This is a genomic window from Variovorax sp. MPBD4-3 (genome assembly GCF_058809745.1).
On record NZ_JBXASW010000023.1, the window covers coordinates 20,111 to 43,133 of the forward strand.

23 protein-coding genes are annotated in these 23,023 nt (G+C 67.2%); 14 read left to right on the plus strand and 9 right to left on the minus strand.

Features of this window, described 5'->3' with window-relative positions; all coding sequences use genetic code 11:
• Positions 1-33 precede the first annotated feature (33 nt).
• The 7 genes from AC1RVW_RS15645 to AC1RVW_RS15675 all read left to right on the plus strand — a co-directional run bounded on the left by AC1RVW_RS15645 (position 34) and on the right by AC1RVW_RS15675 (position 6,832).
• Positions 34-894, plus strand: coding sequence for a TatD family hydrolase (locus AC1RVW_RS15645; protein ID WP_081265706.1), 861 nt, complete (start codon positions 34-36; stop codon positions 892-894).
• A gap of 133 nt (positions 895-1,027) precedes the next feature.
• The gene (locus AC1RVW_RS15650) at positions 1,028-1,468 is read left to right on the plus strand and encodes a hypothetical protein (RefSeq protein WP_081265707.1); all 441 of its coding nucleotides are present in this window, start codon (positions 1,028-1,030) and stop codon (positions 1,466-1,468) included.
• A 98-nt stretch (positions 1,469-1,566) separates the two neighbouring features.
• Positions 1,567-2,100 (plus strand): DNA-deoxyinosine glycosylase, encoded by a 534-nt coding sequence (locus tag AC1RVW_RS15655; protein WP_081265708.1) that lies wholly within the window; start codon positions 1,567-1,569, stop codon positions 2,098-2,100.
• On the plus strand, positions 2,100-2,885 hold the full coding sequence (locus tag AC1RVW_RS15660) for a class I SAM-dependent methyltransferase (protein WP_493200956.1): 786 nt from the start codon (positions 2,100-2,102) through the stop codon (positions 2,883-2,885). The genes AC1RVW_RS15655 and AC1RVW_RS15660 overlap by 1 nt, the downstream gene beginning before the upstream one ends.
• A complete protein-coding gene (tfpB, locus tag AC1RVW_RS15665) occupies positions 2,882-4,678 on the plus strand; it encodes a type IV pilus assembly ATPase TfpB (protein WP_493200958.1) in 1,797 nt (598 codons plus the stop codon). Before AC1RVW_RS15660 ends, tfpB begins: the two co-directional genes overlap by 4 nt.
• Before the next feature lie 134 nt (positions 4,679-4,812).
• On the plus strand, positions 4,813-5,301 hold the full coding sequence (locus AC1RVW_RS15670; RefSeq protein ID WP_081265711.1) for a tripartite tricarboxylate transporter TctB family protein: 489 nt from the start codon (positions 4,813-4,815) through the stop codon (positions 5,299-5,301).
• Positions 5,302-5,320: 19 nt separating this feature from the next.
• Positions 5,321-6,832: a tripartite tricarboxylate transporter permease gene (locus AC1RVW_RS15675; RefSeq protein ID WP_081265712.1), complete on the plus strand. Its 1,512-nt coding sequence runs from the start codon at positions 5,321-5,323 to the stop codon at positions 6,830-6,832.
• 207 nt (positions 6,833-7,039) lie between these two features.
• Here AC1RVW_RS15675 and AC1RVW_RS15680 read toward each other — a convergent pair whose 3' ends face one another.
• The gene (locus tag AC1RVW_RS15680; protein WP_493200961.1) at positions 7,040-7,312 is read right to left on the minus strand and encodes a hypothetical protein; all 273 of its coding nucleotides are present in this window, start codon (positions 7,310-7,312) and stop codon (positions 7,040-7,042) included.
• Between the two features lie 414 nt (positions 7,313-7,726).
• A complete protein-coding gene (locus AC1RVW_RS15685) occupies positions 7,727-8,653 on the minus strand; it encodes a LysR family transcriptional regulator (protein WP_493201019.1) in 927 nt (308 codons plus the stop codon).
• A gap of 96 nt (positions 8,654-8,749) precedes the next feature.
• Between AC1RVW_RS15685 and AC1RVW_RS15690 the strand changes: the two genes are divergently transcribed.
• From AC1RVW_RS15690 to AC1RVW_RS15705, 4 genes are read left to right on the plus strand one after another with little or no spacing between them, the layout of a single operon-like run.
• Positions 8,750-9,721: a Bug family tripartite tricarboxylate transporter substrate binding protein gene (locus AC1RVW_RS15690; RefSeq protein WP_081265715.1), complete on the plus strand. Its 972-nt coding sequence runs from the start codon at positions 8,750-8,752 to the stop codon at positions 9,719-9,721.
• A gap of 16 nt (positions 9,722-9,737) precedes the next feature.
• Positions 9,738-11,351 carry a gamma-glutamyltransferase family protein gene (locus tag AC1RVW_RS15695; RefSeq protein ID WP_493200964.1) on the plus strand — a complete coding sequence of 538 codons (1,614 nt, stop codon included), beginning with the start codon at positions 9,738-9,740 and terminating at the stop codon, positions 11,349-11,351.
• Between the two features lie 39 nt (positions 11,352-11,390).
• Entirely contained in the window at positions 11,391-12,347 is a 957-nt protein-coding gene (locus tag AC1RVW_RS15700) for a DMT family transporter (protein WP_493200966.1), read from the plus strand.
• A 33-nt stretch (positions 12,348-12,380) separates the two neighbouring features.
• Positions 12,381-13,172, plus strand: coding sequence for an SDR family oxidoreductase (locus tag AC1RVW_RS15705; protein ID WP_493200968.1), 792 nt, complete (start codon positions 12,381-12,383; stop codon positions 13,170-13,172).
• 26 nt (positions 13,173-13,198) lie between these two features.
• Here AC1RVW_RS15705 and AC1RVW_RS15710 read toward each other — a convergent pair whose 3' ends face one another.
• Entirely contained in the window at positions 13,199-14,107 is a 909-nt protein-coding gene (locus AC1RVW_RS15710; RefSeq protein WP_493200970.1) for a DMT family transporter, read from the minus strand.
• A gap of 102 nt (positions 14,108-14,209) precedes the next feature.
• On the opposite strand from AC1RVW_RS15710, the gene AC1RVW_RS15715 reads away from it, so the two are divergent.
• Both AC1RVW_RS15715 and AC1RVW_RS15720 read left to right on the plus strand, forming a co-directional pair.
• Positions 14,210-15,196 (plus strand): quinone oxidoreductase family protein, encoded by a 987-nt coding sequence (locus AC1RVW_RS15715; RefSeq protein ID WP_285412238.1) that lies wholly within the window; start codon positions 14,210-14,212, stop codon positions 15,194-15,196.
• A 106-nt stretch (positions 15,197-15,302) separates the two neighbouring features.
• Entirely contained in the window at positions 15,303-15,728 is a 426-nt protein-coding gene (locus AC1RVW_RS15720) for a response regulator (protein ID WP_081265720.1), read from the plus strand.
• Here the strand turns inward: AC1RVW_RS15720 and AC1RVW_RS15725 are convergent.
• On the minus strand, positions 15,682-16,611 hold the full coding sequence (locus tag AC1RVW_RS15725; protein ID WP_493200973.1) for a LysR family transcriptional regulator: 930 nt from the start codon (positions 16,609-16,611) through the stop codon (positions 15,682-15,684). The two genes, AC1RVW_RS15720 and AC1RVW_RS15725, sit on opposite strands and share 47 nt — an antisense overlap.
• A 70-nt stretch (positions 16,612-16,681) precedes the next feature.
• Between AC1RVW_RS15725 and AC1RVW_RS15730 the strand changes: the two genes are divergently transcribed.
• Positions 16,682-17,686, plus strand: coding sequence for a bile acid:sodium symporter family protein (locus AC1RVW_RS15730; protein ID WP_493200975.1), 1,005 nt, complete (start codon positions 16,682-16,684; stop codon positions 17,684-17,686).
• 27 nt (positions 17,687-17,713) lie between these two features.
• Here the strand turns inward: AC1RVW_RS15730 and AC1RVW_RS15735 are convergent, their stop codons facing one another.
• From AC1RVW_RS15735 to AC1RVW_RS15755, 5 genes are all read right to left on the minus strand, one after another.
• Complete coding sequence (locus AC1RVW_RS15735; protein WP_493200977.1) at positions 17,714-19,375, minus strand: Na/Pi cotransporter family protein; 1,662 nt, start codon at positions 19,373-19,375, stop codon at positions 17,714-17,716.
• Between the two features lie 64 nt (positions 19,376-19,439).
• Positions 19,440-20,303, minus strand: coding sequence for a phosphodiesterase (locus AC1RVW_RS15740; protein WP_493200979.1), 864 nt, complete (start codon positions 20,301-20,303; stop codon positions 19,440-19,442).
• Positions 20,300-21,364, minus strand: coding sequence for an ABC transporter ATP-binding protein (locus AC1RVW_RS15745; RefSeq protein ID WP_493200981.1), 1,065 nt, complete (start codon positions 21,362-21,364; stop codon positions 20,300-20,302). Before AC1RVW_RS15745 ends, AC1RVW_RS15740 begins: the two co-directional genes overlap by 4 nt.
• Positions 21,354-22,154 carry an ABC transporter permease gene (locus AC1RVW_RS15750; protein ID WP_106935474.1) on the minus strand — a complete coding sequence of 267 codons (801 nt, stop codon included), beginning with the start codon at positions 22,152-22,154 and terminating at the stop codon, positions 21,354-21,356. The genes AC1RVW_RS15745 and AC1RVW_RS15750 overlap by 11 nt, the downstream gene beginning before the upstream one ends.
• A 12-nt stretch (positions 22,155-22,166) precedes the next feature.
• Entirely contained in the window at positions 22,167-22,988 is an 822-nt protein-coding gene (locus AC1RVW_RS15755; RefSeq protein ID WP_106935473.1) for an ABC transporter permease, read from the minus strand.
• Between the last annotated feature and the right edge of the window lie 35 nt (positions 22,989-23,023).

Here is a 23,023-nt window from a genome sequence, read left to right on the forward strand (position 1 = left end):
GAGCCTGCGCATCCCTTCGGGCATCATCGCGCGATGGCTACCTTCATCGATACCCACTGCCACCTGGACGCGCACGAATTCGGTGCCGAGATGCCCGCCATCCGCGCCCGCGCGGCCGAACGCGGCGTGGCCATGTGCGTCATCCCCGCGGTGGCCGCCTTCAATTTCCAGGCCGTGCGGGAGCTGGCCCACCTGCAGGGCGACGCCTACGCGCTGGGCATCCATCCGCTGTGCACCGGCCAGGCCGCGGACGCCGACCTGGAGGCGCTGGACGCCGAACTGACCGCGCGGCGCGACGACCCCCGGCTGGTGGCGGTCGGCGAGATCGGGCTGGACTATTTCGTCGAAGGCCTGGACGGCGACAGGCAGGAGCGGTTTTTTCACACTCAGTTGCAACTTGCACGCAAGCACGGGTTACCTATCCTCATCCATGTGCGGCGTTCGGTCGACAAGGTGCTCAAGCATCTGCGGCAGACGGCGGGCGGCAAGCCGTGGCTGGGCATCGCCCATGCGTTCAACGGCAGCGAGCAGCAGGCCGAGGCGTGCATCGCCCTCGGGCTGAAGCTGGGCTTCGGTGGGGCCGTGACATTCGAGCGCGCCCTCCAGCTGCGTCGGCTGGCGGCAAGCCTGCCGATGGAGTCGATCGTGATGGAGACCGATGCGCCCGACATACAGCCTCACTGGCTCTACCGCACGCAGGCCCAGCGCGACGCCGGCCAGGCGCAGGGCCGCAACGAGCCCGGCGAGCTGCCGCGCATCGCGGAAGTGGTGGCCGGGTTGAGGGGCATCGGCATCGAGGAACTGGCCGCGGCCACCACGCGCAATGCGCTCGAAGTGCTTCCGCGGCTACAGATTCTCATGGCCATGTCGGAACGCGCGCCCCACATCGCGTAGGCCAATGTCCCGACCTGCATCCGTGTATGCAGAGGTTGCAAATTTGCTGTCATCCTTTGGGTTCGCTAGCTCGTTGCTAGACCAGTGGCAAGTCAGTCACTGCTAAAAACTTCATCCAACAAGGAGCCTTTTCATGACCACGTCTTTCATTCGCACGATGCCCGTTGTCCTCGCGCTGGCGCTCGCCTCCATCGGCGTGTCGGCTGTGGCTCAGACCACGGCACCCGCCACCGCCACGCCGGCCACCGCCCAGCCGAGCACCACCGAGAAGGTGAAGGAAGCCGGCAAGGACGCTGTGAACGCCACCGAGCGCGGAGCGGAAAAGGCCTACGACGCCACCAAGCGCACGACCAAGAAGGCCGTGAACGCCACCGAAAATGGCACCAAGAAGGCATGGAACGCCACCAAGCGCACCACCAAGAAGGCCACCAACGCCACCAAGAACGCCGCCGCCAAGACGGGCGAAGTCGTCGAGAACGCCGGCCACAAGACGGCCGACGGCATGCGCTCCACCGGCAAGGCCATCGGCGAGAAGATCCCCGGCACGGCCGAGAACGAAGCCGCCAAGAAGTAAGCAAGCCCGGACCTGTTCCGGCATTTGCAAAAAAACCCGCTCCGGCGGGTTTTTTTCATTTTTGCTCGCTGGCGGAAGGCAGTGGCACGATACCGTCCATGAAGCTTCCCGTCGCACCCGATGCCGCCGCCAGCGCCGTGCTCACCGGCCTGCAGCCCATCGTCTCGCCAAAGACCGTCGTACTCATCCTCGGCAGCTTCCCCGGGGTCAAGTCGCTCGAGCGGCAGCAGTACTATGCACACCCCCAAAACCAGTTCTGGAAGATCCTGCAAGCCGTGTGGCCCGACATTCCCCTTCCCTCGGGCGCCGACAGCTACGGGCCGCGCTGCCGGTGGCTGCTCGATCGCGGCCTGGGCGTGTGGGACGTGTATGCGTCCTGCGAGCGCGAAGGCAGTCTCGACTCCGCCATTCGCGCGCCCGTGGTGAACGACATCGCCGGGCTGCATCTGCCGAAGCTCGCGGCCATCGGCCACAACGGCGGCGAGAGCTTCAAGCACGCGCGCCACACCCGGACGCTGGGCGTGCCGGTCTACCAGCTGCCTTCCACCAGCCCCGCCAATGCGTCATGGAGTTTCGAGCGCAAGCTCGGCGCCTGGCGCGAGGTTCTGGCTGCCCACAATCTAGTCGTCTGATGGCATCGAGCAAAACCCCCGTCTCTCTTCCCGAAGTCAATTTTTCCGACTGGGGCGACATCCGTTATCTGCACCTCGGCACCGAATGGGTCCAGGGCTCGATGAAGATCGACGCGCCCTTCGAGATCGAACTCGAGTACGTGCAGCGCATGATGGCGTGGCTGCTGTTCGCCGACGGCAAGACCGTGGCCAGCCGCCACGCGATGCAGCTCGGCCTGGGCGCCGCCACGCTCACCAAGTTCAGCCGCAAGATCCTGCGCATGCGCACCACCGCGATCGAGCTCAATCCGCAGGTGGTGTCGGCCTGCCGCGGCTGGTTCAAGCTGCCGGCCGACGACCCGAAGCTGCGCGTGGTGATCGCCGACGCGGCGGCCGAGATCCGCAAGCCCGAATGGCACGGCACGGTCGACGCGCTGCAGGTCGACCTCTACGACCACGAGGCCGCGGCGCCCGTGCTCGACAGCGAAGACTTCTACGCCGACTGCCGCGCGCTGCTCACCGATGACGGTTGCATGACCGTCAACCTTTTCGGCCGCTCGTCGAGCTACGAGCGCAGCCTCGAGAAGATTGCGAGTGCCTTTGGCGCGGACGCGGTCTGGGCCTTCAAGCCGACGCGCGAAGGCAACACGGTGGTGCTCGCGCAGCGCACGCCGAGCCGCCCCAAGCGCGAGGTGCTTGCCGAGCGCGCCCAAACGATCCAGACTCGATGGGGCTTGCCCGCACCCAAGTGGCTGCGGGTGTTCAAACCCCAGAACCCGACACTCACCCGAACCACCGGCTCATGAGCGCTGTACCCGCTGCTTCCGTTCCCGCCTCGCCGGCCTCGCGCCACGAAGGTCCGCTCGATCTGCGGCGCCTGATCGAATGGCTCGCCTCCGACGGCGTGATCTCCCCGGTCGAAGCCAAGCGCACCATCGCGCGCTGCGCCCAGGCCGAGAGCCGCCAGGCACCGCTGGTGCGCCTGGCCAACGTGGCGATGACCCGCGAGAGCGACAGCAAGCCGCTCGACCTCGAGATGCTCACGCAATGGCTCGCGGGCCGTGCGGGCCTCACTTACCTGCGCATCGATCCGCTCAAGGTCGACGTGGGCAAGGTGGCCGACACCATGAGCGCGGCCTATGCGGAGCGCCACAAGGTGCTGCCTGTGCAGGTGCTGCCCAACGAGGTGGTGGTGGCCACGGCCGAGCCCTTCCTCACCGACTGGATCGCCGAGGTCGAGCGGCAATCGCGCCGCACGGTGCGCCGCGTGGTCGCCAACCCGGCCGACATCCAGCGCTACACGGCCGAGTTCTTCTCGCTCGCGAAGTCGGTGCGCGCCGCGCAGAAGGCCGGCGGCAACACCGGCGGCGCGAGCTTCGAGCAACTGGTGGAGCTGGGCAAGAGCAACAAGCAGCTCGACGCCAACGACCAGAGCGTGGTGCAGGTGGTCGACTGGCTCTGGCAATACGCCTTCGACCAGCGCGCGAGCGACATCCACCTGGAGCCGCGCCGCGAGCAGGGCGTGATCCGCTTTCGCATCGACGGCATCCTGCATCCGGCCTACCAGATGCCGATGGGCGTGATGAACGCGATGGTCGCGCGCATCAAGCTGCTCGGCCGCATGGACGTCGTCGAGAAACGCCGCCCGCTCGACGGCCGCATCAAGACCCGCAACATGCGCGGCGAAGAAGTCGAAATGCGCCTGTCGACCTTGCCCACCGCCTTCGGCGAGAAGATGGTCATGCGCATCTTCGACCCCGACACCGCGGTGAAAGACCTCGACGCGCTGGGCTTCTCGCAGCACGACGCGCAGCGCTGGGAACAGCTGGTCACGCGGCCCAACGGCATCATCCTGGTGACCGGGCCCACGGGCTCGGGCAAGACCACCACGCTGTACTCCACGCTCAAGCGCGTGGCCACCGAAGAGGTCAACGTGAGCACGGTGGAAGACCCGATCGAAATGATCGAGCCGTCGTTCAACCAGACGCAGGTGCAGCCGCAGCTCGACTTCGGCTTCACCGAGGGCCTGCGCGCGCTGATGCGGCAGGACCCGGACATCATCATGGTCGGCGAGATCCGCGACCTCGCCACCGCCGAGATGGCGGTGCAGGCCGCGCTCACCGGCCACCTGGTGTTCAGCACGCTGCACACCAACGACGCGCCGAGCGCCATCACGCGGCTCATGGAGCTGGGGGTGCCTTCCTACCTCATCAACGCGGTGATGCTGGGCGTGCTCGCGCAACGCCTGGTGCGCACGCTGTGCCCGCACTGCAAGCAGCCCGACGACACCGTCACGCGCGAGAGCCTGGAGACCATCGTCAAGCCGTGGCAGATCACGGGCTCGGTGCGCGCGTACAAGCCGGTGGGCTGCGTCGACTGCCGCATGACCGGCTACATGGGCCGCATGGGTCTCTACGAACTGCTGAGCATCAGCGAGCCATTCAAGACGCAGGTGACGAAAGAGCCCAACCTGGCGGGCCTTCGTCGCCAGGCCGTGATCGACGGCATGCGCCCGCTGCGCCTGGCCGGCGCGCTGCGCGTGGCCGAGGGCGTGACCACCATCGAGGAAGTGCTCAGCGCCACGCCGCCGCTCGAATAGCGACGCAAAGCCACGCAAAGGCCCGTGTGGCCTTTCGGGTTATCCCTAGGCCTTCGGTTAGTGGAACCCACATCGGGCTGACCGGGAGCTGACTCCACAATCGCCTCCATCGAAAATATTCGAGGAGTTCGGTTGTGAAAATCAAAAGTCAGAAAGACTTTTTCTCGGGTCTGATGTTCACGGTCGTGGGCGTGGCGTTCGCATGGGGCGCCACCACCTACAGCGTGGGCAGCGGCGCCCGCATGGGTCCGGGTTACTTCCCGTTGATGCTCGGCATCCTGATGGCTCTCATCGGCCTGGGGATCATGTTCAGCGGCCTCACCGTCGAAACCAACGACGGCGAAAAGATCGGCAAGTGGGCCTGGAAGCAGGTGGTGTTCATCCTGGGCGCCAACCTCGCGTTCGGCATTCTGCTCGGCGGCCTGCCGAGCATCGGCGTGCCGGCCATGGGCATGATCATCGCGATCTACGCGCTGGTGATCATCTCGAGCCTCGCAGGCAACGAGTTCGACCTCAAGAAAGTGCTGATCCTCGCGACCGTCCTGGCCGTGGGCAGCTACGTTGCATTCATCTGGGCGCTGAAGCTCCAGATCCAGGTCTGGCCGACCTTCATCACCGGCTGAGAAGAAAGCTGCTCACATCATGGAATTGGTTGAACACCTCTCGATGGGTTTTGGCGTTGCCTTTACCTTCACCAACCTGCTGTACTGCCTGGTCGGCTGTATCCTGGGTACGCTGATCGGCGTGCTCCCCGGCATCGGCCCGGTCGCGACCATCGCGATGCTGCTGCCCGCCACCTACGCGCTGCCCCCCGTGTCGGCGCTGATCATGCTGGCCGGCATCTACTACGGCGCGCAATACGGCGGCTCCACCACCGCCATTCTTGTGAACCTGCCGGGCGAGTCATCGTCGGTGGTGACCGTGATCGACGGCTACCAGATGGCACGCAAGGGCCGCGCGGGTCCGGCACTCGCTGCCGCGGGCCTGGGCTCGTTCTTCGCGGGCTGCGTGGGCACGCTGATCCTGGCCGCCTTCGCGCCGCCGCTGACCGAGCTGGCCTTCAAGTTCGGCCCGGCCGAATACTTCTCGCTGATGATCCTGGGCCTGATCGGTGCCGTGGTGCTGGCTTCGGGCTCGCTGCTCAAGGCCATCGCGATGATCGTGCTGGGCCTGCTGCTCGGCCTGGTCGGTACTGACGTGAACTCCGGCGTGGCGCGCTACAGCTTCGACATTCCGGAGCTGACCGACGGCATCGGCTTCGTGGCCATCGCCATGGGCGTGTTCGGCTACGGTGAAATCATCGCCAACCTCTCGCGTCCCGACGACGAGCGTGAAGTGTTCACTGCCAAGGTCTCGGGCCTGTTCCCGACCAAGGAAGACTTCAAGCGCATGATTCCCGCCGTGCTGCGCGGCACTGCGCTGGGTTCGGCACTGGGCATCCTGCCCGGCGGCGGCGCGCTGCTGGCGGCTTTCGCGGCGTACACGATCGAGAAGAAGACCAAGCTGAAGCCGGGCGAAGTGCCCTTCGGCAAGGGCAACATCCGCGGCGTGGCGGCTCCCGAGTCGGCCAACAACGCCGGCGCGCAGACCTCCTTCATCCCGCTGCTGACGCTGGGCATTCCGCCCAACGCGGTGATGGCGCTGATGGTGGGTGCCATGACGATCCACAACATCCAGCCGGGCCCGCAGGTGATGACCAGCAACCCCGAACTGTTCTGGGGCCTGATCGCCTCGATGTGGATCGGCAACGCGATGCTGATCATCCTGAACCTGCCGCTGATCGGCATGTGGATCAAGCTGCTGTCGGTGCCGTACAAGTACCTGTTCCCGGCGATCGTGCTGTTCTGCGCGATTGGCGTGTACTCGACCAACAACAACACCTTCGACGTGTGGATGGTCGGCATCTTCGGTCTGGTGGGCTACACCTTCTTCAAGCTCGGATGCGAACCCGCGCCGCTGCTGCTGGGCTTCATCCTGGGCCCGATGATGGAAGAGAACCTGCGCCGTTCGCTGCTGCTGTCGCGCGGCGACTGGAGCGTGTTCGTCACGCGTCCGATCTCGGCGAGCCTGCTGGCTGCAGCTGCATTGCTGCTTATCATCGTGCTGTTGCCGGCTGTGAAGTCGAAGCGCGAAGAAGCTTTCGTCGAAGACTGATCTTCCAGTTTTTTTGCACGCTTCAAGACGGCGCCTTCGGGCGCCGTTTTTGTTTGTGCTGTTGTCGATGGTGGGGCTGCTGTTCAGGGCGGGTGCGCAGGCCACCGGGTGCTCCCCTCCGCGAATGTCCCCCGGCCTGCGGCCTCCTCCTTTATTTCGCTGCGGGGAGCACCCGGCGCCCTGCGCACCTGGACGCGGCTTGGGCGTTCAGGCCGGGCCTAGCTTTGGCGCTGAGCGCCTCGCCGTTTCGGTCAGCTGGAAGAGTTGGCCTGCCTTGCGGGAGAGGTCGGCGGCCAGCCAGAGCAGGTTGTCGAGTTGTCGGGGTGCGTCACCGCTGCACCAGTCGATGTCTTCTCCGTGGTAGACCCACAGGAGGGCTTCGAGCTGGGAGAGTGTGTTTTCGAGAAGATCCGCGGGGTCTTGGGCGGTGTCTTCGGGAGATACCGGCGTGCGAGGCCGGGCTATAGTCTTGGTAGCCATTTTTGTGCGGTTCCTTCTAGGGGTGTGCACGAACTTGGTTAGACGGTCGGGGTGCTTCGAACACCCCGGCCGTCGCCTTTGATACCTCGCATCTGCATCGCTGCTTTCGCACCGATGACCTGCCGCGAGGCAAGCAGCCTTCGAACATTCAATTGGCTTGTGTGGAGTTGCGCCCCCAGGCGGGGTGTGGAGTGACAGGGGCATTCACTCTAGAGAAGAACCAGGCGAAAGAGCTGCATTGCGCGGCACGAAGTCTCGCCAATCGCCAACAAATGCAGCTTCCACAGCGGCGCTCAACGATCAGGCCGATGGGGTGCCTTGCGCAGCGAAATAAAGGAGGAGCGGCGAAGCCGCGGGGGACATTCGCGGAGCAAGGTACCCCGTCGGCGTGATCGCGCCCTGAACGACAGAGAGCTAGGGCCTGATGGAACGCGGCGGCTTCATGTGCTGCCGCGCCATCGCCAGGAAAGCCATCGCCGCCGGGCTCAGCGGATGCTTGGCCAGCCGTATGGCGACCACGGGGTATTCGAGCGTGGGCCGCGTGACGGCCACTGCGCGCAGGTTGGGCGGCATCAGCACTTCCACATAGCGCGGCGCCAGCGCCACGCCCGCGCCCGCCTGGATCAGGCCGAACGCGGTCGACAGCATCGACACATGGTGCACCACGTGCGGGTACACGTTGGCCGCGCTCGCGAGCTGGCGGCTCACGGCGCGCCACACGTTGGCGTCGGGGTTGACGTGGATGAAAGGCAGGCCCTCCAGATGCCGGGCCTCGACCACCGCGTGCTGCGCCAGCGGATGGTCGTCGCGCACGAACAGCGCCATGCGCTCGGAGAACAGCGGCTCGGTCGCGAGTTCGGAGTGCTTCTGGCCGATGTCCGAACCGAAGCCCAGGTCGGCCTCCTGCGAGAGGATGCGCGAGATCATCTGCTCGGCCGTGCTGTCGAGCAGCGTGGTCGCGAGCGTCGGGTGCTTCTGCGAAAAGCGGCCGAGCAGCGGCGGCAGCAGGGCACCGGCCGTGAGGTGCCCCACCGCCAGCACGATGCGGCCCTCGCGCAGTTGCGACTGCGAGCGGCAGGCGTCCACCGAGTCGTCGATCAGCCGCAATGCGCGCACGGCGGTGTCGACCATCATCTGGCCCGCGTTGGTCATGCGGATGCGGCGCCCGCGCACCACCAGCGGCTGTGCCAGCTCTTCCTCCAGCCGCTTGATCAGGTGGCTGATGGCAGGCTGGGTGAGTTGCAGCGCCTCGGCCGCGAGCGTGAAGCTGCCTGTTTCGGCCACCGCCGTCAGCGCGCGCAGCTGCTGCAGCGAGATGTCTTCGGCGGCACCCTTGGTCATAAACAGCATTGATAGTTGAATAAGCGGAATTATCTGGCTTGATGCGCTGCCGCTGCATAGCATTCTTTTTTTACACAGGCACAGAATTCCCCGCACATGAAACGCCTCCGCTTCCTCCAGGTGCTTGCCGTCGCGCTCGGCATGGCCGCGTCTTCCGCCGTCCTGGCCCAGGGCTATCCGAACAAGCCGATACGCCTGATCGTTCCGTTCCCGGCAGCCGGTGCCACCGACCTGTTCGCCCGCACGCTGGGACAGAAGATGAGCGAGAAGCTCGGCACCACGCTGGTGGTCGACAACAAGCCCGGCGCCGGCGGCGCCATCGGTTCCGACCAGGCCGCGAAGGCAGCGCCCGACGGCTACACCATCCTGCTGGCCACCACCAGCACCCACTCCATCGGCCCGGCCGTCAGCAAGCTGCCCTACGACACGGTGCGCGACTTCACGCCCATCGCGCACGTGGGCGACGCGGCCAGCATCATGCTGGTGCCGGTCAATTCGCCGGCGAAGACGGTGCGCGAGTGGATCGACTACGCCAAGAAGAACCCCGGCAAGCTCAACTACGCATCGAGCGGCAACGGCACCATCGTGCAGCTCACGGCGGAGCTGTTCAAGGCGCAGGCCGGCGTGTTCGTCACGCACATCCCCTACAAGGGCACGGCACTGGCCATTCCCGACCTGATCAGCGGCAAGGTCGACGTGCTGTTCGACTCGCTGCCCACCGGCATGCCGCATGTGCGCGACGGCCGCCTGCGCGCGCTGGGCGTCACTTCGCTCAAGCGCAGCCCGCTGGCGCCCGAGCTGCCGCCCATTGCCGACACGCTGCCCGGCTACGAGTCGAACACCTGGTTCGGCTTCTATGGCCCGAAGAACCTGCCGGCGGACATCGTCGCGAAGATCAACAAGGCCGCGAACGACTCGCTGGCCGACCCCGAAGTGAAGGAAAAGCTCGCGCGCCTGGGCATCGAACCCGCCACGCCGGGCACGCCCGACCAGTTCGCGAAGATGGTGGCCGTCGATGCCGCCAAGTGGAAAAAGATCGTGGTCGACCGCAAGATCACCAACGAATAACGCAGAGCACATCGAAATGAACTTCGACTTCAACAACCCCTACCTCTCCACCCGCATCCCGATCTTCGCGCGCAACGTGGTGTCGACCTCGCACCCGCTGGCCTCGCAGGCCGGGCTGCGCATCCTGCAGCAGGGCGGCAACGCGGTCGATGCGGCCATTGCCACCGCGGCGGTGATGACGCTGGTCGAGCCGGTGAGCAACGGCCTGGGCAGCGATGCGTTCTGCATCCTGTGGGACGGCAAGGAACTGCACGGCCTCAATGCCTCGGGCCCGGCGCCCAAGGCCTGGACGCCCGAATACTTCAAGGCCAAGTACGGTGCCGACGCGGCCAATCCGCCCATGCGCGGCATCGACTCGGTCACGGTGCCGGGCGCGGTGCGCGGCTGGGTTGCGATGAGCGAGCGCTTCGGCAAGCTGCCTTTCGCCGACCTGCTGGCGCCGGCCATCGACATCGCCGAGCGCGGCTACCTGGTGCCGCCGGTGGTGCAGGGCAAGTGGGCCTCGGCCACGCCGGTGCTGCAGTCGCAGCCGGGCTTTGCGCAGACCTTCCTGCCCTGGGGCCGCGCGCCCGAAGTGGGCGAGCTGTTCCGCTTCACCGCCGCCGCGCGCGCGCTCAAGGCCATCGCCCGCACCAAGGGCGAGGCCTACTACAGCGGCGAGATCGCCGAGGCGCTCGCCAAGTTCTCGGCCGAGCAGGGCGGCGCGCTCACCGTGGCCGACCTCGCGGCCTATCAGCCCGAGTGGGTCAAGCCCATCTCGCGCGACTACCGCGGCCACACGCTGCACGAGATCCCGCCCAATGGCCAGGGCATCGCGGCGCTGATCGCGCTGGGCATCCTGGAGAAGTTCGACATCGCTTCGCTGCCGGTCGATTCGGTGCAGTCGCAGCATCTGCAGATCGAGGCCATGAAGCTGGCCTTTGCCGACGTGTACCGCTACGTGTCGGAGCGCAAGACCATGGAAGTCACGACCGAGCAGATGCTCGACGACGCCTACCTCGCCTCGCGCGCGCGCCTCATCGACGTGAAGAAGGCGCAGGACTTCAAGGCCGGCAACCCGGTGAAGGGCGGCACCATCTACCTCACGGCGGCCGACGAGAGCGGCATGATGGTGAGCTTCATCCAGAGCAACTACATGGGCTTCGGCTCGGGCTGCGTGGAGCCCGAGTTCGGCATCAGCCTGCAGAACCGCGGCCACGGCTTCAGCCTGAAGGCCGAGAGCCCCAACGTGGTGGCGCCGGGCAAGCGCCCGTTCCACACCATCATCCCGGCCTTCCTCACCAAGGACGGCCAGCCGGTCATGAGCTTCGGCGTGATGGGCGGCAACATGCAGCCGCAGGGCCACATGCAGACGCTGGTGCGCATGCTCGACTACAAGCAGAACCCGCAGGCCGCCTGCGACGCACCGCGCTGGCGCTTCAACGCGGGGCTGGAGATCAACGTCGAGGCGGCGATGAACCCGGCCACGGTGCAGGGCCTGCGCGACCTGGGCCATCACCTGGAAGTGATCAACGACTCCTACCAGGACTTCGGCGCGGGCCAGTTCATCTGGCGCGCGGGCGAGCCTTCGGTCGAAGGCTACGTGGCCGCCAGCGATCCGCGCCGCGACGGCGTGGCCGCGGGTTACTGAGCACGAGCGAGGGTTTGAGCTTGCCGCGATGATCGGGGGATGAACAAGACAGCCGCGACGGCCGGCATCCCCCCTCGACCCTCCCACGATGCCGCCAGGAAGGGCATCGCCACCGGCCTGATCCTGGCCACGCTGGGCGCCATCGCGTTCAGCGGCAAGGCCATCATCGTCAAGCTCGCGTACCGCTACGGCGTGGACGCGGTGACGCTCATCATGCTGCGCATGCTGTTCGCGCTGCCGCTTTTCGCGGTCATGGCGTGGTGGGCCGGGCGCGGCAAGCCGTCGCTCACCGCGCGCGACTGGCTCGGCGTGGCGGGGCTCGGCTTCTCGGGCTACTACCTCGCGAGCTTCCTCGACTTCGCGGGGCTGGCCTACATCTCGGCCAGCTTCGAGCGGCTCATTCTTTATCTCAACCCGACGCTGGTGCTGTTCTTCGGCTGGCTGCTGTACCGGCGCCGCCCGACGCGGCCGCAGGTGCTCGGCATGATCGTGAGCTACGCCGGCGTGCTGCTGGTGTTCGGCCATGAGCTGTGGACCGGTGGCGGCGGCAAGGGCGGCGGTGCCGCGGCCTGGGGCGCGTTCCTGGTGTTCCTGAGCGCCGTGAGCTATGCGGGCTACCTCGTCTACAGCGGCGAGTTCGTCAAGCGGCTGGGCTCGCTGCGGCTCGTGGGGCTGGCGACCACCGTGGCCTGCGTGCTGTGCATCCTGCAGTTCGTGCTGACGCGGCCCATGAGCGTGGCTTTCGGGCTCGCGCCCGAGGTCATCTGGCTGTCGGTGCTCAACGCCACGCTGTGCACGGCGGTGCCCGTCCTCATGGTGATGATGGCCATCGAGCGCATCGGCCCCGCGGTGGCCGCGCAAACCGGCATGATCGGGCCGCTGTCGACCATCCTCATGGGGGTGTTGATACTCGGCGAGCCGTTCACGCCGTGGATCGCGGCCGGCACCGTGCTCGTCATCGCGGGCATTTTCGTTTTCACGCGCAAGGGGCGCTGAAGCCCCTTGCCGCAATCATTGGAGAAACACGACATGGATCTGGGTATTGCAGGCAAGACCGCGCTGGTGTGCGGCGCGAGCAAGGGGCTGGGCTACGGCTGCGCCGAGGCGCTGGTGCGCGAGGGCGTGAACGTGGTGATCGTCGCGCGCGGCGCCGAGGCGCTCGAAGCCGCGGCGAAGAAGCTGGCCGAGGCTGCGGGCGCATCGGGCCCGTTCGTGAAGCACGTGGCCGCCGACATCACCACCGAAGCCGGACGCGCGGCGGTGTTCGCGCTGGGCCACGACTTCGACATCGTCGTCACCAACGCCGGCGGCCCGCCGCCCGGCGACTTCCGCAACTGGGACCGCGAAGCGTGGATCAAGGCGGTCGACGCCAACATGCTCACGCCCATCGAACTCATCAAGGCCACGGTCGACGGCATGGCCAAGCGCGGCTTCGGGCGCATCGTGAACATCACGTCGAGCTCGGTGAAGTCGCCGATCGACATCCTGGGCCTGTCGAACGGCGCGCGCAGCGGCCTCACCGGCTTCGTGGCCGGCGTGGCGCGCACGCCCATCGCGGCGCAGGGCGTGACCATCAACAACCTGCTGCCCGGCTCGTTCGACACCGACCGGCTGAAGGGCACCATGGCCGGCACGGCGCAGAAGACGGGCCAGGATTTCGACACCGTGTGGGAAGCCCGCAAGAAGAACATTCCTGCAAAGCGCTTCGGCACCCCGACCGAGTTCGGCGCCATCTGCGCCTTCCTGTGCAGCATGCAGGCCGGCTACATGACCGGCCAGAACGTGCTGGCGGACGGCGGCGCCTACCCCGGCACGTACTGACCGGCGGGGGGGGGGGGGGGGCGCCTTCAGCGCCGCGACGCCACCACGATCCCGCCCACGATCAGCAGGAATGCCGCGCCGTGGTACCAGTGCGGCAGTTCGCGCAGGAACGCGGCGGAGAGCACCGCCGCGAACAGCGGCGTGAGGTTCATGAAGATGCTCGCGGCCTGCGGGCCCGCGCGCTGCACCGCGGTGCCCCAGCAGCGGTAGGCGAGCACCGCCGGGCCGATGCCGATGAACAGCATGGCGGCCACCAGCGGCCAGCCGAGGTCGATGTGCGCGTCGGTCAGCGTCCATTCGCCGGCTGCCAGCGCGCCCGACCAAGCAATGCCGAACACCAGCTGCGCCATCAGGAAGGCGGACCAGTCCTGCCGCACGCCTTTGGGTTCGTGCGTGCGCGCCAGCATCCAGCTGTAGAAGGCCCACGCGATGGAGCCGAGGATCATGTAGAGATCGCCCGGCACCAGCCGCAGCGCCATCAACTGCCGCCATTCGCCGCGGCTGAGCACCAGCAGCACGCCCGCCATCGACAGCAGTGCGCCGCCGACCTCGCGCGCGCTGATGCGCGCACCGAAGAAGAGGGCGCCGGTCGCCAGCATCCACAGCGGCGCGCTCGAGCCCACCAGCGTGACGTTGATCGGCGTGGAGGTCTGCAGCGCGAGGTACTGGAACGCGTTGTAGAGGCCGATGCCGAGCAGGCCCAGCAGCGCGTAGCGCCGCCAGTGCGGCCACAGGGCGCTGTCGCGGCGCAGCACCGGCGCGGCCAGCGGCAGCACGATGACGAACGCGATGATCCAGCGCACGAAGTTCAGCGTGAGCGGCGACACCAGCTCGCGAACGAGGCGCCCGACGACGGCGTTGCCTGCCCACAGAAGCGGCGGAACGACCAGCATGAAAACGACGAGGGGTGTGAGGCGCTGCGGCTGTGTCTGCATGGGCGCCGACTCTACCGGTCGGCAATGCCCCGTGCTGTCGCGGGAAAGGCAAACATGGCAGGATGCCCCTCTTCTTTTTTCCTGCGCGTGGAGACTGCCATCATGAAGAGCAAAGCCGTCCGTATCGATCGCCCCGGCGGTCCCGAAGAACTGAAGATCGTCGAGGTCGAGGTCGGCGAACCCGGCCCCGGCGAGATCCGCATCCGCCACAAGGCGGTGGGCCTGAACTTCATCGACACCTACCAGCGCAGCGGGCTCTATCCGTTTGCCATGCCGCTGCAACTGGGCATGGAAGCCTCCGGCATCGTCGAGGCGGTGGGCGAGGGCGTGACGCACCTGAAGGCCGGCGACCGCGCCGCCTATGCCAGCCCGCCGCCCGGCTCGTACTGCGAACTGCGCGTGATGCCGGCCAAGTGCGTGTGCAAGCTGCCCGACGACATTTCCTTCGAGACCGGCGCGGCCATGATGCTCAAGGGCCTCACCACGCAGTACCTGCTGAAGAAGACGCTGCCCGCCGAAGGCCTGCAGGCCGGCGACTTCATCCTGTTCCATGCTGCCGCGGGCGGCGTGGGCCTCATCGCCTGCCAGTGGGCCAAGGCGCTCGGCCTGCAGCTCATCGGCACTGCCGGCAGCGACGCCAAGTGCAAGCTAGCGCTCGAACACGGCGCGGCGCACGCCATCAACTACAGCACCGAGAACTTCGCGGCGCGGGTGAAGGAAATCACCGGCGGCAAGGGCGTGAAGGTGGTGTACGACTCGGTCGGCAAGGACACCTTCGAAGGCTCGATCGACTGCCTGCGGCCCTTCGGCCTGCTGGCGGTATTCGGCAACGGTTCGGGTCCGGTGCCGCCGGTGAACCTCGGCACGCTGGCCTCCAAGGGCTCGCTGTACGTGACCCGGCCCACGCTGTTCACCCACATGTCCACGCGCGAGAGCACCCAGGCCATGGCCGACGACCTGTTCGCGGTGGTGCGAAGCGGCGCGGTGAAGATCCCGATCGACCAGCGCTATGCACTGGACGACGTGCAGCAGGCGCACCGCGACCTCGAGGCGCGCAAGACCACGGGCTGCACGATCCTCACGCTCTGATAAGTCGGAAAGGACAGTCTTGTCCTACCCGGGCAGTGGTGTCATGCCTTCGACTTGTGACTGGCGCACTTTGTAGCCTTGGGTCAAAGCTCAGAGGCAAAGCCGCATGAACACCGTTCGCACATACATCGTCGAAGACAACCCCACCATTCGCGAGAACCTGGTGGGCACCTTGCGCGAGGTAGCGCGGGTAGACCCCATCGGCCAGGCCGAATCCGAAGCCGAAGGCCTGCGCTGGCTCACGCGAAATCCGACCCAGTGGGACCTGGCCATCATCGACCTGTTCCTGAAGGACGGCACCGGTTTCCGCGTGCTCGAAGCCTGCCGCGACCGTCATCCGATGCAGAAGATGGTGGTCCTGAGCAACTACGCGACGCCCGAAATGCGCCGGAAGTGCGCCCTCCTTGGCGCCGACGCGGTGTTCGACAAGGCCACCGAGGTGGAAGACCTGATCGATTTCTGCGTGCGACAGCGGCAGGCGCGGCTCAGCCATCCTTCTGCGTCGTCGAACCGGGCGCCGCTGACGCACTGAGCGCAGCGGTCTCCCGTACGATGCCCCACACCCGCTCCGCGAGCGGCGAAAGCGCCCGGTTTCGGCGCCGGATCAGCATGATCGCCCGCTGAACGCGCGGCACCAGCGGCCGCACCACGAGCTGCGGCAAACCCTCCGGCGGCAATGAAAGCTCCGGCATCACGCTGATGCCGATGCCCGCCTCGACCATGCGGAACACGGTGGTCGGGTGGCCGAGCTGCTGCTTCACTTCGCAGTGCGCGCCATGCCGCTCCAGCGCCTGGTCGATCAGCCGGCGGCTGCCCGAGGCATGGTCGAGCAGTACCAGGGATTCGCCGTCCAGCGCGGTCCAGCGCACCGATGCCTTCTGCGTGAGCCGATGCGCGGGCGGCACCACGAGCACGAATGGGTCGTCGAGGATCGCTTCGCAATGCAGGTCCTCGGCCTCCGAGGGCTCGATGACCACGCCGAAATCGACCTCGCCGCTGCGCACGCTGTCGAGCACGTCCTGCTGGATGCGGTCGAGCAGAAGAAACTGGATGCCCGGCGCCTGTACCGCGCAGGTGGCAATGCAGCCGGGCATCAGGTTGGCCGACAGCGTGGGGCTGCTCGCCACCCGCACCTTGCCGCCGCGCGCGCTGGCCAGGCCCGCCACGTCCTGCAGGGTCTGGTCGAGGTCGTCGAGCACGCGGTCGAGCCGTGCCGCGAGCGACTGGCCGGCTTCCGTCAGAACCACCTCGCGGGTGGTGCGGTCGAGCAGCTTGAGCCCGAGCTGCGACTCCAATTCCAGGATCGAGCGGCTGACCGCCGGCTGGCTCAGGCCGACCTGGTCGCCGGCGCGGCTGAAATTGCGTCCCTCGGCCACCGAGCGGAACACGCGAAGCTGGCGCAGCGTGACATTCATGCGCTCGAATCATATATCCATCAGATAAATCCATTTCTCTTTTGAATGCCGCCGACGTCCAATGCTTGCCATGGCCCGTTCACGCTTCCTCCCCGACAACTTCACGCTCGCGCTCGTCACGGTCGTGACCATTGCCAGCCTGCTGCCCGCCAGCGGGCGCACGGCGCATTTCTTCGAAGGCCTGACCACGGTCGCCATCGGACTGCTGTTCTTCCTGCACGGCGCCAAGCTGTCGCGCGAGGCGATCATGGCGGGCATCACCCACTGGCGGCTGCACCTGCTGGTGTTCGCGAGCACCTTCGTCCTGTTCCCGTTGCTGGGGCTCGCGCTCAAGCCCGTGCTGTCGCCGCTGGTGACGCCCGAGCTCTACACCGGCCTGCTGTTCCTGTGCGTGCTGCCGGCCACGGTGCAGTCGGCCATCGCCTTCACCGCGATGGCCCGGGGCAACATGCCGGCCGCCATCTGCAGCGCCTCGGCGTCCACGTTGCTGGGTGTGTTCATCACGCCCGTGCTGGTGAACCTGGTGGTGCTGCCGCACAACGGCGGCGCGACCTCGTCCTTCGACTCGATCGGCCGCATCCTGCTGCAGCTGATGGTGCCCTTCCTGGCCGGCCACCTGCTGCGCCCGGTCATCGGCAAGTGGGTGCAGAAGCGCGCGGCGGTGCTCAAGTTCGTGGACCAGGGTTCGATCCTGCTGGTGGTCTACACCGCGTTCAGCGCGGCGGTGATCGAGGGGCTCTGGAAGCAGATTCCCGTGAGCGCGCTGCTGGGCCTGCTGCTGGTGTGCGCCGTGCTGCTGGCACTGGCGCTCACGCTCACGACCTTCACCGCGCGCAAGCTGGGTTTCGACAAGGCGGACGAGATCACCATCGTCTTCTGCGGCTCCAAGAAGAGCCTCGCGAGCGGCATTCCCATGGCGAAGGTGCTGTTCGCTTCGCATGCCGTGGGCGCCATCGTGCTGCCGCTGATGCTGTTCCACCAGATGCAGCTGATGGTGTGCGCGGTGCTGGCGCAGCGCTATGCGCGGCGGGGGCAGGAAGCCGCCCCGGCGCTGAAGCCTGCCGGGCAGAAGTAGCTTCCTTCCGGCCGGGGCGCTGTCAGCTCAGCTCTCCACCTGGCCCAGCTGGGGATCCTTCAGCCGGCTCGGCGCCAGCGCCCCGGCCGACTCCAGGATCGGATACGCGATCGAGCAGATGTGCGAGTTGATGCGCTTCAGGTCGCTGATCAGGTCGATGTGCAGCGAACTGGTCTCGATGCTCAGCGTGGTCCGGTCGGACAGGCGGTCCAGGTGGGTGGTGGCGTAGGCCCGTTCCAGGTCGCGGAAGCGCGCCTTTTCCTCGAGCAGCTTCTGGGCGTCGCGCACGTTGCCGTTCAGGAACACGCTCATGCTCAGCCGCAGGTTGGCGATCAGCCGGCCATGCAGCTCCACGATCTCGGCCATGCCGGCTTCCGAGAAGTTGCGCTGCGGCTTGATCTTCTTGTCCTCGATGTCGATGATCACCCGCTCGATGATGTCGCCGATCTGCTCCATGTTGATCGTGAAGCTGATGATGTCGGTCCAGCGCCGGCTTTCTTCCTCGCCCAGCGCCTCGCGCGAGATGCGCGTCATGTAGTACTTGATGGCCGAGTACAGCTCGTCCACCGCATCGTCGAGCTGCCGCAGCTCCTGCGCCAGCCGTAGGTCGTTGTGGCGGATCACGTCGAGCGTGCCGATGAGCATGGTCTCCACGATGTCGGCCTGGTGCAGCGCCTCGCGCGCGGCGTTCGAAATGGCCAGCGAAGGGGTCGACAGCGCCGATGGGTCGAGGTGGTGCAGCCGCATGGCGCCGGCCGGCTGCTGCGGCACCGGCAGCAGCCGCGTCACCAGCTTGGCCACCCATTGGGTGAGCCCGATGAACCCCACGCTGATGATGACGTTGAAGCCCAGGTGGAACAGCACCACGCCGTGCGCCTGGTTTGGCAGCTCGGGCTGCACGTGGCGGATCCACAGGCCGATGAAGGGCGCCACGATGGCCACGCCCAGCGCCTTGAACAGCAGGTTGCCGACGGTCACCTGCCGCACCGACACCGCCGACTTGGCCGTGGTCAGCACCGCCAGCAGGCCGCTGCCGAGGTTGGCGCCGAGCACCAGGCCCAGTGCCACGTCCAGCGGCACCACGTTCGAGGTGGCCATGGCCGCCACCAGCAGCACCACCGCCAGGCTCGAATAGGCCACGATGGCCAGCACCGAGCCGATGGTGATCTCCAGCAGCACGTCGCTGTTGAGCGAGGCCAGCAGCGTGCGCACGGCGGGCGACGAGAACAGCGGCTCGGTCGCTTCCACCACCAGCTGCAGCGCCAGCAGCATGAGGCCCAGGCCGATGAGCACCCGGCCCACGCGCCCCGCCACCGAGGCCGAGCGGGTGATGAACAGCACCACGCCCACGAAGATGAACATCGGCGACAGCCAGGACAGGTCGGCCGAGAACAGCACGGAAATCAGCGCGGTGCCCACGTCGGCGCCGCGCATCACCGCCAGCGCAGCCGGCAGCGTGACCAGGCCCTGCCCGACGAAGGACGAGGTCATGAGGGAGGTGGCCGTGCTCGATTGCACCAGGGCGGTCACGCCGATGCCCGAAAGGGCGGCGGTGAAGCGGTTGCGCATGCTCTGCACGAGGATCTTGCGCAGGTTGGCGCCGAATACGCGCAGCACGCCAGTACGAACGAGGTGCGTACCCCACACCAGCAATGCGACTGCCGCCAGCAGGTTCAGAAGATGCTTCATGGGTGTCGGGTTCTATCCTTTTCGTTTTGGTTCGTTTTGACCCCATTTTCCACAAGATAGCGAATCAGTCGATAAGCGCTCCGTTATCGTGGAAGGGATAGGGGCCTTCGAAGCTACCGCAAGCCGCCAGATGCGTCACCAGCCGGCGGTTGCGCGGCAGCCACGCATGGACGCGGAAGCCGGGCGGTTCCAGCGTCCAGGCCGAGGGCGCGTCCGGCGCCAGATCGAGGCAGACCTGGTGCGCCTGCGCCGGCGAGGTCGAGGCGATGGTGCCGCCGAAGCGCACGTCGATGGCGCGGTGCAGGTGGCCGCAGATGATGCGCTCGACGTTGGGGTAGCGCGAGACCAGCGCCTCCAGCGCCTCCGAGCCCTGGAGCAGGCCGATTTCGTCCATGTGGCCGATCAGCGTCTCGAACGGCGGATGGTGCATGGCGATCACCACGGGTTCGCCGCGGCAGGCCTCGAGCTGGGCTTCGAGCCAGGCCAGGCGCTTCTCGCACAGCGAGCCGTGGCTCGCGCCGGGCACGCAGGTGTCGAGCGTGAGCAGGCGCAGCGGGCCGACGCGCACCGAGTACTGGATGAAGCCGTCGGTGCTGGCGCCCGTGCCCAGGTAGGCGTGGCCGGGGAAGCTGCGGCGCAGCTGGTCGCGGTCGTCGTGGTTGCCGGGCATCAGGTAGACCGGCATGGTCAGCGGGGCCAGCAGGCGCGCGAGGTGTTCGTACTCGGCCGCGCGGCCGAAGTCGGTCAGGTCGCCGGTGACGACCACCGCGTCGGGCGGCTGGCGCAGCGCCAGCACCGACTGCACGGCGCGCTCCAGGTAGGGCGCGGTGTTGATGCGGCCGTAGGCCAGCCGGCCCGGCTCGCGGATGTGCAGGTCGGTCAGCTGGACCAGGAAGGTGGTGTCTTGGGGTGTGTTGCTTGTCGTCATGCGGTGGTGGTCTCCTGCGACGTCATCAGGCGGTCGGGGTGGATGCGAAAGCCCACGGTGTCGCCTGGCTTGAAGGGCTTGTCGCGACCCACGTCGGCCACCAGCAGGGGCTGGTCCTGCGCGAGCAGGTGCAGCTGGACGCGGTCGCCGAGGAAGGTGCGGCGCTCGACGATGCCGGCGGCCCAGTCCAGCTGGGGCGCGCCGACTTCGATGTCTTCGGGGCGCACCAGCAGGGTTGCATGGTCGCGCCAGGCGCCCGGGCAGGGCAGGGTGGTTCCGCCGAGCCGCACGACGCCCTGCGCAATGGCCTCGGCCGTGCGCTCCAGCCGGTTGACCCGGCCCAGGAACTCGGCCACGAAGGGGTGCGCGGGGGCGCGGTAGAGGTCTTCGCCGCGGCCCACCTGCACGATGCGGCCGGCGCGCATCACCGCGAGGCGGTCGGCGATGGCCAGGGCCTCCTGCTGGTCGTGCGTGACGTGGATGGCCGTGATGTGCAGGCGGCGCAGCAGCTCGGCCAGCTCGTCGCGCAGCGATTCCTTGAGCTTGGCGTCGAGCGCGGCCAGCGGCTCGTCGAGCAGCAGCACGCGCGGGCGCACGGCCACGGCGCGCGCCAGGGCCACGCGCTGGCGCTGGCCTCCAGAAAGCTCGGCGGGGCGCTTGTTCTCCAGGCCGCCCAGGCGCACCAGGTCGACCAGCTCGCCCACGCTGCGCTTCTCTTCTTCCGGCGAGACGCCGCGAATGCGCAGGCCGTAGCCGATGTTGGCCGCCACCGTCATCTGCGGGAAGAGCGCGTAGCTCTGGAACACCATGCCCACGCCGCGGTGCTCGACCGGGCGCTGGGTCACGTCCTGTTCGCCGAAGACGATGCGGCTGCCCGCGTCGGGCGCCTCCAGCCCGGCAATCAGCCGCAGCAGCGTGGTCTTGCCGCAGCCAGAAGGGCCCAGCAGCGCCAGCACTTCGCCGGCTTCCACCCGCAGGTTGGTCGGCTGCAGGCCGCGCGTGCCGTCGGCATAGGTCTTTGCGCAGTTGGCGATGTCGATGGTGATGCGTTCAAGTTCCATGGCGTTTCTGCATGAGGTTGGCAAGGTACTGCAGGGCCCACAGCACCGGAAGGATGACGGCAAAGAAAACCAGCGTGTAGGCCGATCCGATCTCGATGCGCATGGAGGCATAGCTGTCGGCCAGCCCTACGGGCAGCGTGCGCGTGAGCGGCGTGTGCAGCATCCACGTGAGGTTGAATTCGCCGACCGAGAGCGTGAACACCATCAGGCTGCCGGCCACGATGGCGGGGAACACGGCCGGCACCAGGATGCCCATGAAGCGCTGGCGGAAGTTCGCGCCCAGCGAGCGCGCGGCTTCTTCCAGCGCGAGCAGGTCGTCGCGCTCGAAGGCCGAGCTGACGGTGCGCACCATGAACGGCAGCGTGAAGACGATGTGGCCCACGAGGATGAAGGCGAAGCTCTGGCGAAAGGCCGTGAGCTGGCCGTAGGCGAGGATCAGCGCGAGCGCCGTGGCCAGGCCCGGCACCGCGACCGGCAGCGTCAGCAGCTCCTCGAAGATGCGTGCGGCGCGCGAGCGGCTGCGCGCCAGCGCATAGGCGCAGGGCACGCCGATGAGCACGGTGCCGATCACGCAGGCCACGGCCAGCGCGAGCGACCAGCCGACGGTGCCGCCGTAGTTCTCCCACACCTCGCCGAGCCAGCGCAGCGTGAAGCCGCTCTTGAGGCCGGTGCTGTAGTTGTTGACCAGGCCCGCCATCACCGACAGCAGCATCGGCGCGATCATGAAGAGGCTCACGATCAGCGTGACGGCGAGCAGGAAGGGCGCCTTGGCCTGAGTGTTCTTTCGCATGGTGGATGTGCCTCAGCGTGCGACGGGATTGGCGCCGAAGCGGCGCGCCACGAACAGCACCAGCCAGGTCACGATGCCCAGCGAGATCGACAGCGACGCGGCGAGCGCGAAGTTGGCGTAGTTGGTGAACTCGTTGTAGATGGTGATGGGAATGACCTCGAACTTGCTGGCCAGCGTGAAGGCTGTGCCGAAGGCGCCCATCGACGTGGCGAACAGGATCGCGCCGCAGGCCAGCGTGGTGGGCGCGAGCTCGGGCATCCACACGTCGCGCGCCACGCGCAGCCGCGAGGCGCCGAGCGAACGCGCGGCTTCCTCGAGCTGGGTGTTCATCGACTCGGCCGCCGCTGCGTAGGTGGCGATGGCGCGCGGCAGCGAAAAATAAAGGTACGCCAGGAACAGCCCGAGCAGGCCGTAGGCGAAGGTGATGCGCTGTCCGATCAGGCTGTCGCTGAGGTCCGCGACCACGCCTTGGCGCCCGCCCAGCAGGATCACGAAGAAGCCGATGATCACGCCCGGGAACGACAGCGGCAGCGTGAGCAGCGACAGCAGCATGCGCTTGCCGACGAAGGCATGCCGCGCGAGGTAGATGCCCACTGCCGCGCCAAGTACCAGGGTGGCGAGGGTGACCGTGATGGAGAGCACCACCGTGTTGGCCATGCTCGCGAGGTAGCGTGAATCCGTGAGCACGGCGAAATAGGTTGCCCAGCCTTTGTCGGCGGGCAGCGTCAGCAGGCGCACGACCGGCAGCAGCCAGAAGGCCGCGAAGAAGGCGGCAGCGGGCGCTGCGCAGGCCAGCAGGCGCCAGCTTGGGTTCCAGGAGTTGTTGGACTTCATGTCGGCTTTTTCGCCTTGTCTTGTTGCTTGAGGCT

What these genes read in the sequence shown, in the direction of transcription:
- AC1RVW_RS15645 (WP_081265706.1), top strand. Translation starts at nt 34, where the DNA reads ATGGCTACCTTCATCGATACCCACTGCCACCTGGACGCGCACGAATTC.
- AC1RVW_RS15650 (WP_081265707.1), top strand. Translation starts at nt 1,028, where the DNA reads ATGACCACGTCTTTCATTCGCACGATGCCCGTTGTCCTCGCGCTGGCG.
- AC1RVW_RS15655 (WP_081265708.1), top strand. Translation starts at nt 1,567, where the DNA reads ATGAAGCTTCCCGTCGCACCCGATGCCGCCGCCAGCGCCGTGCTCACC.
- AC1RVW_RS15660 (WP_493200956.1), top strand. Translation starts at nt 2,100, where the DNA reads ATGGCATCGAGCAAAACCCCCGTCTCTCTTCCCGAAGTCAATTTTTCC.
- tfpB (WP_493200958.1), top strand. Translation starts at nt 2,882, where the DNA reads ATGAGCGCTGTACCCGCTGCTTCCGTTCCCGCCTCGCCGGCCTCGCGC.
- AC1RVW_RS15675 (WP_081265712.1), top strand. Translation starts at nt 5,321, where the DNA reads ATGGAATTGGTTGAACACCTCTCGATGGGTTTTGGCGTTGCCTTTACC.
- AC1RVW_RS15680 (WP_493200961.1), bottom strand. Translation starts at nt 7,312, where the DNA reads ATGGCTACCAAGACTATAGCCCGGCCTCGCACGCCGGTATCTCCCGAA.
- AC1RVW_RS15685 (WP_493201019.1), bottom strand. Translation starts at nt 8,653, where the DNA reads ATGACCAAGGGTGCCGCCGAAGACATCTCGCTGCAGCAGCTGCGCGCG.
- AC1RVW_RS15690 (WP_081265715.1), top strand. Translation starts at nt 8,750, where the DNA reads ATGAAACGCCTCCGCTTCCTCCAGGTGCTTGCCGTCGCGCTCGGCATG.
- AC1RVW_RS15695 (WP_493200964.1), top strand. Translation starts at nt 9,738, where the DNA reads ATGAACTTCGACTTCAACAACCCCTACCTCTCCACCCGCATCCCGATC.
- AC1RVW_RS15700 (WP_493200966.1), top strand. Translation starts at nt 11,391, where the DNA reads ATGAACAAGACAGCCGCGACGGCCGGCATCCCCCCTCGACCCTCCCAC.
- AC1RVW_RS15705 (WP_493200968.1), top strand. Translation starts at nt 12,381, where the DNA reads ATGGATCTGGGTATTGCAGGCAAGACCGCGCTGGTGTGCGGCGCGAGC.
- AC1RVW_RS15710 (WP_493200970.1), bottom strand. Translation starts at nt 14,107, where the DNA reads ATGCAGACACAGCCGCAGCGCCTCACACCCCTCGTCGTTTTCATGCTG.
- AC1RVW_RS15715 (WP_285412238.1), top strand. Translation starts at nt 14,210, where the DNA reads ATGAAGAGCAAAGCCGTCCGTATCGATCGCCCCGGCGGTCCCGAAGAA.
- AC1RVW_RS15720 (WP_081265720.1), top strand. Translation starts at nt 15,303, where the DNA reads ATGAACACCGTTCGCACATACATCGTCGAAGACAACCCCACCATTCGC.
- AC1RVW_RS15725 (WP_493200973.1), bottom strand. Translation starts at nt 16,611, where the DNA reads ATGAATGTCACGCTGCGCCAGCTTCGCGTGTTCCGCTCGGTGGCCGAG.
- AC1RVW_RS15730 (WP_493200975.1), top strand. Translation starts at nt 16,682, where the DNA reads ATGGCCCGTTCACGCTTCCTCCCCGACAACTTCACGCTCGCGCTCGTC.
- AC1RVW_RS15735 (WP_493200977.1), bottom strand. Translation starts at nt 19,375, where the DNA reads ATGAAGCATCTTCTGAACCTGCTGGCGGCAGTCGCATTGCTGGTGTGG.
- AC1RVW_RS15740 (WP_493200979.1), bottom strand. Translation starts at nt 20,303, where the DNA reads ATGACGACAAGCAACACACCCCAAGACACCACCTTCCTGGTCCAGCTG.
- AC1RVW_RS15745 (WP_493200981.1), bottom strand. Translation starts at nt 21,364, where the DNA reads ATGGAACTTGAACGCATCACCATCGACATCGCCAACTGCGCAAAGACC.
- AC1RVW_RS15750 (WP_106935474.1), bottom strand. Translation starts at nt 22,154, where the DNA reads ATGCGAAAGAACACTCAGGCCAAGGCGCCCTTCCTGCTCGCCGTCACG.
- AC1RVW_RS15755 (WP_106935473.1), bottom strand. Translation starts at nt 22,988, where the DNA reads ATGAAGTCCAACAACTCCTGGAACCCAAGCTGGCGCCTGCTGGCCTGC.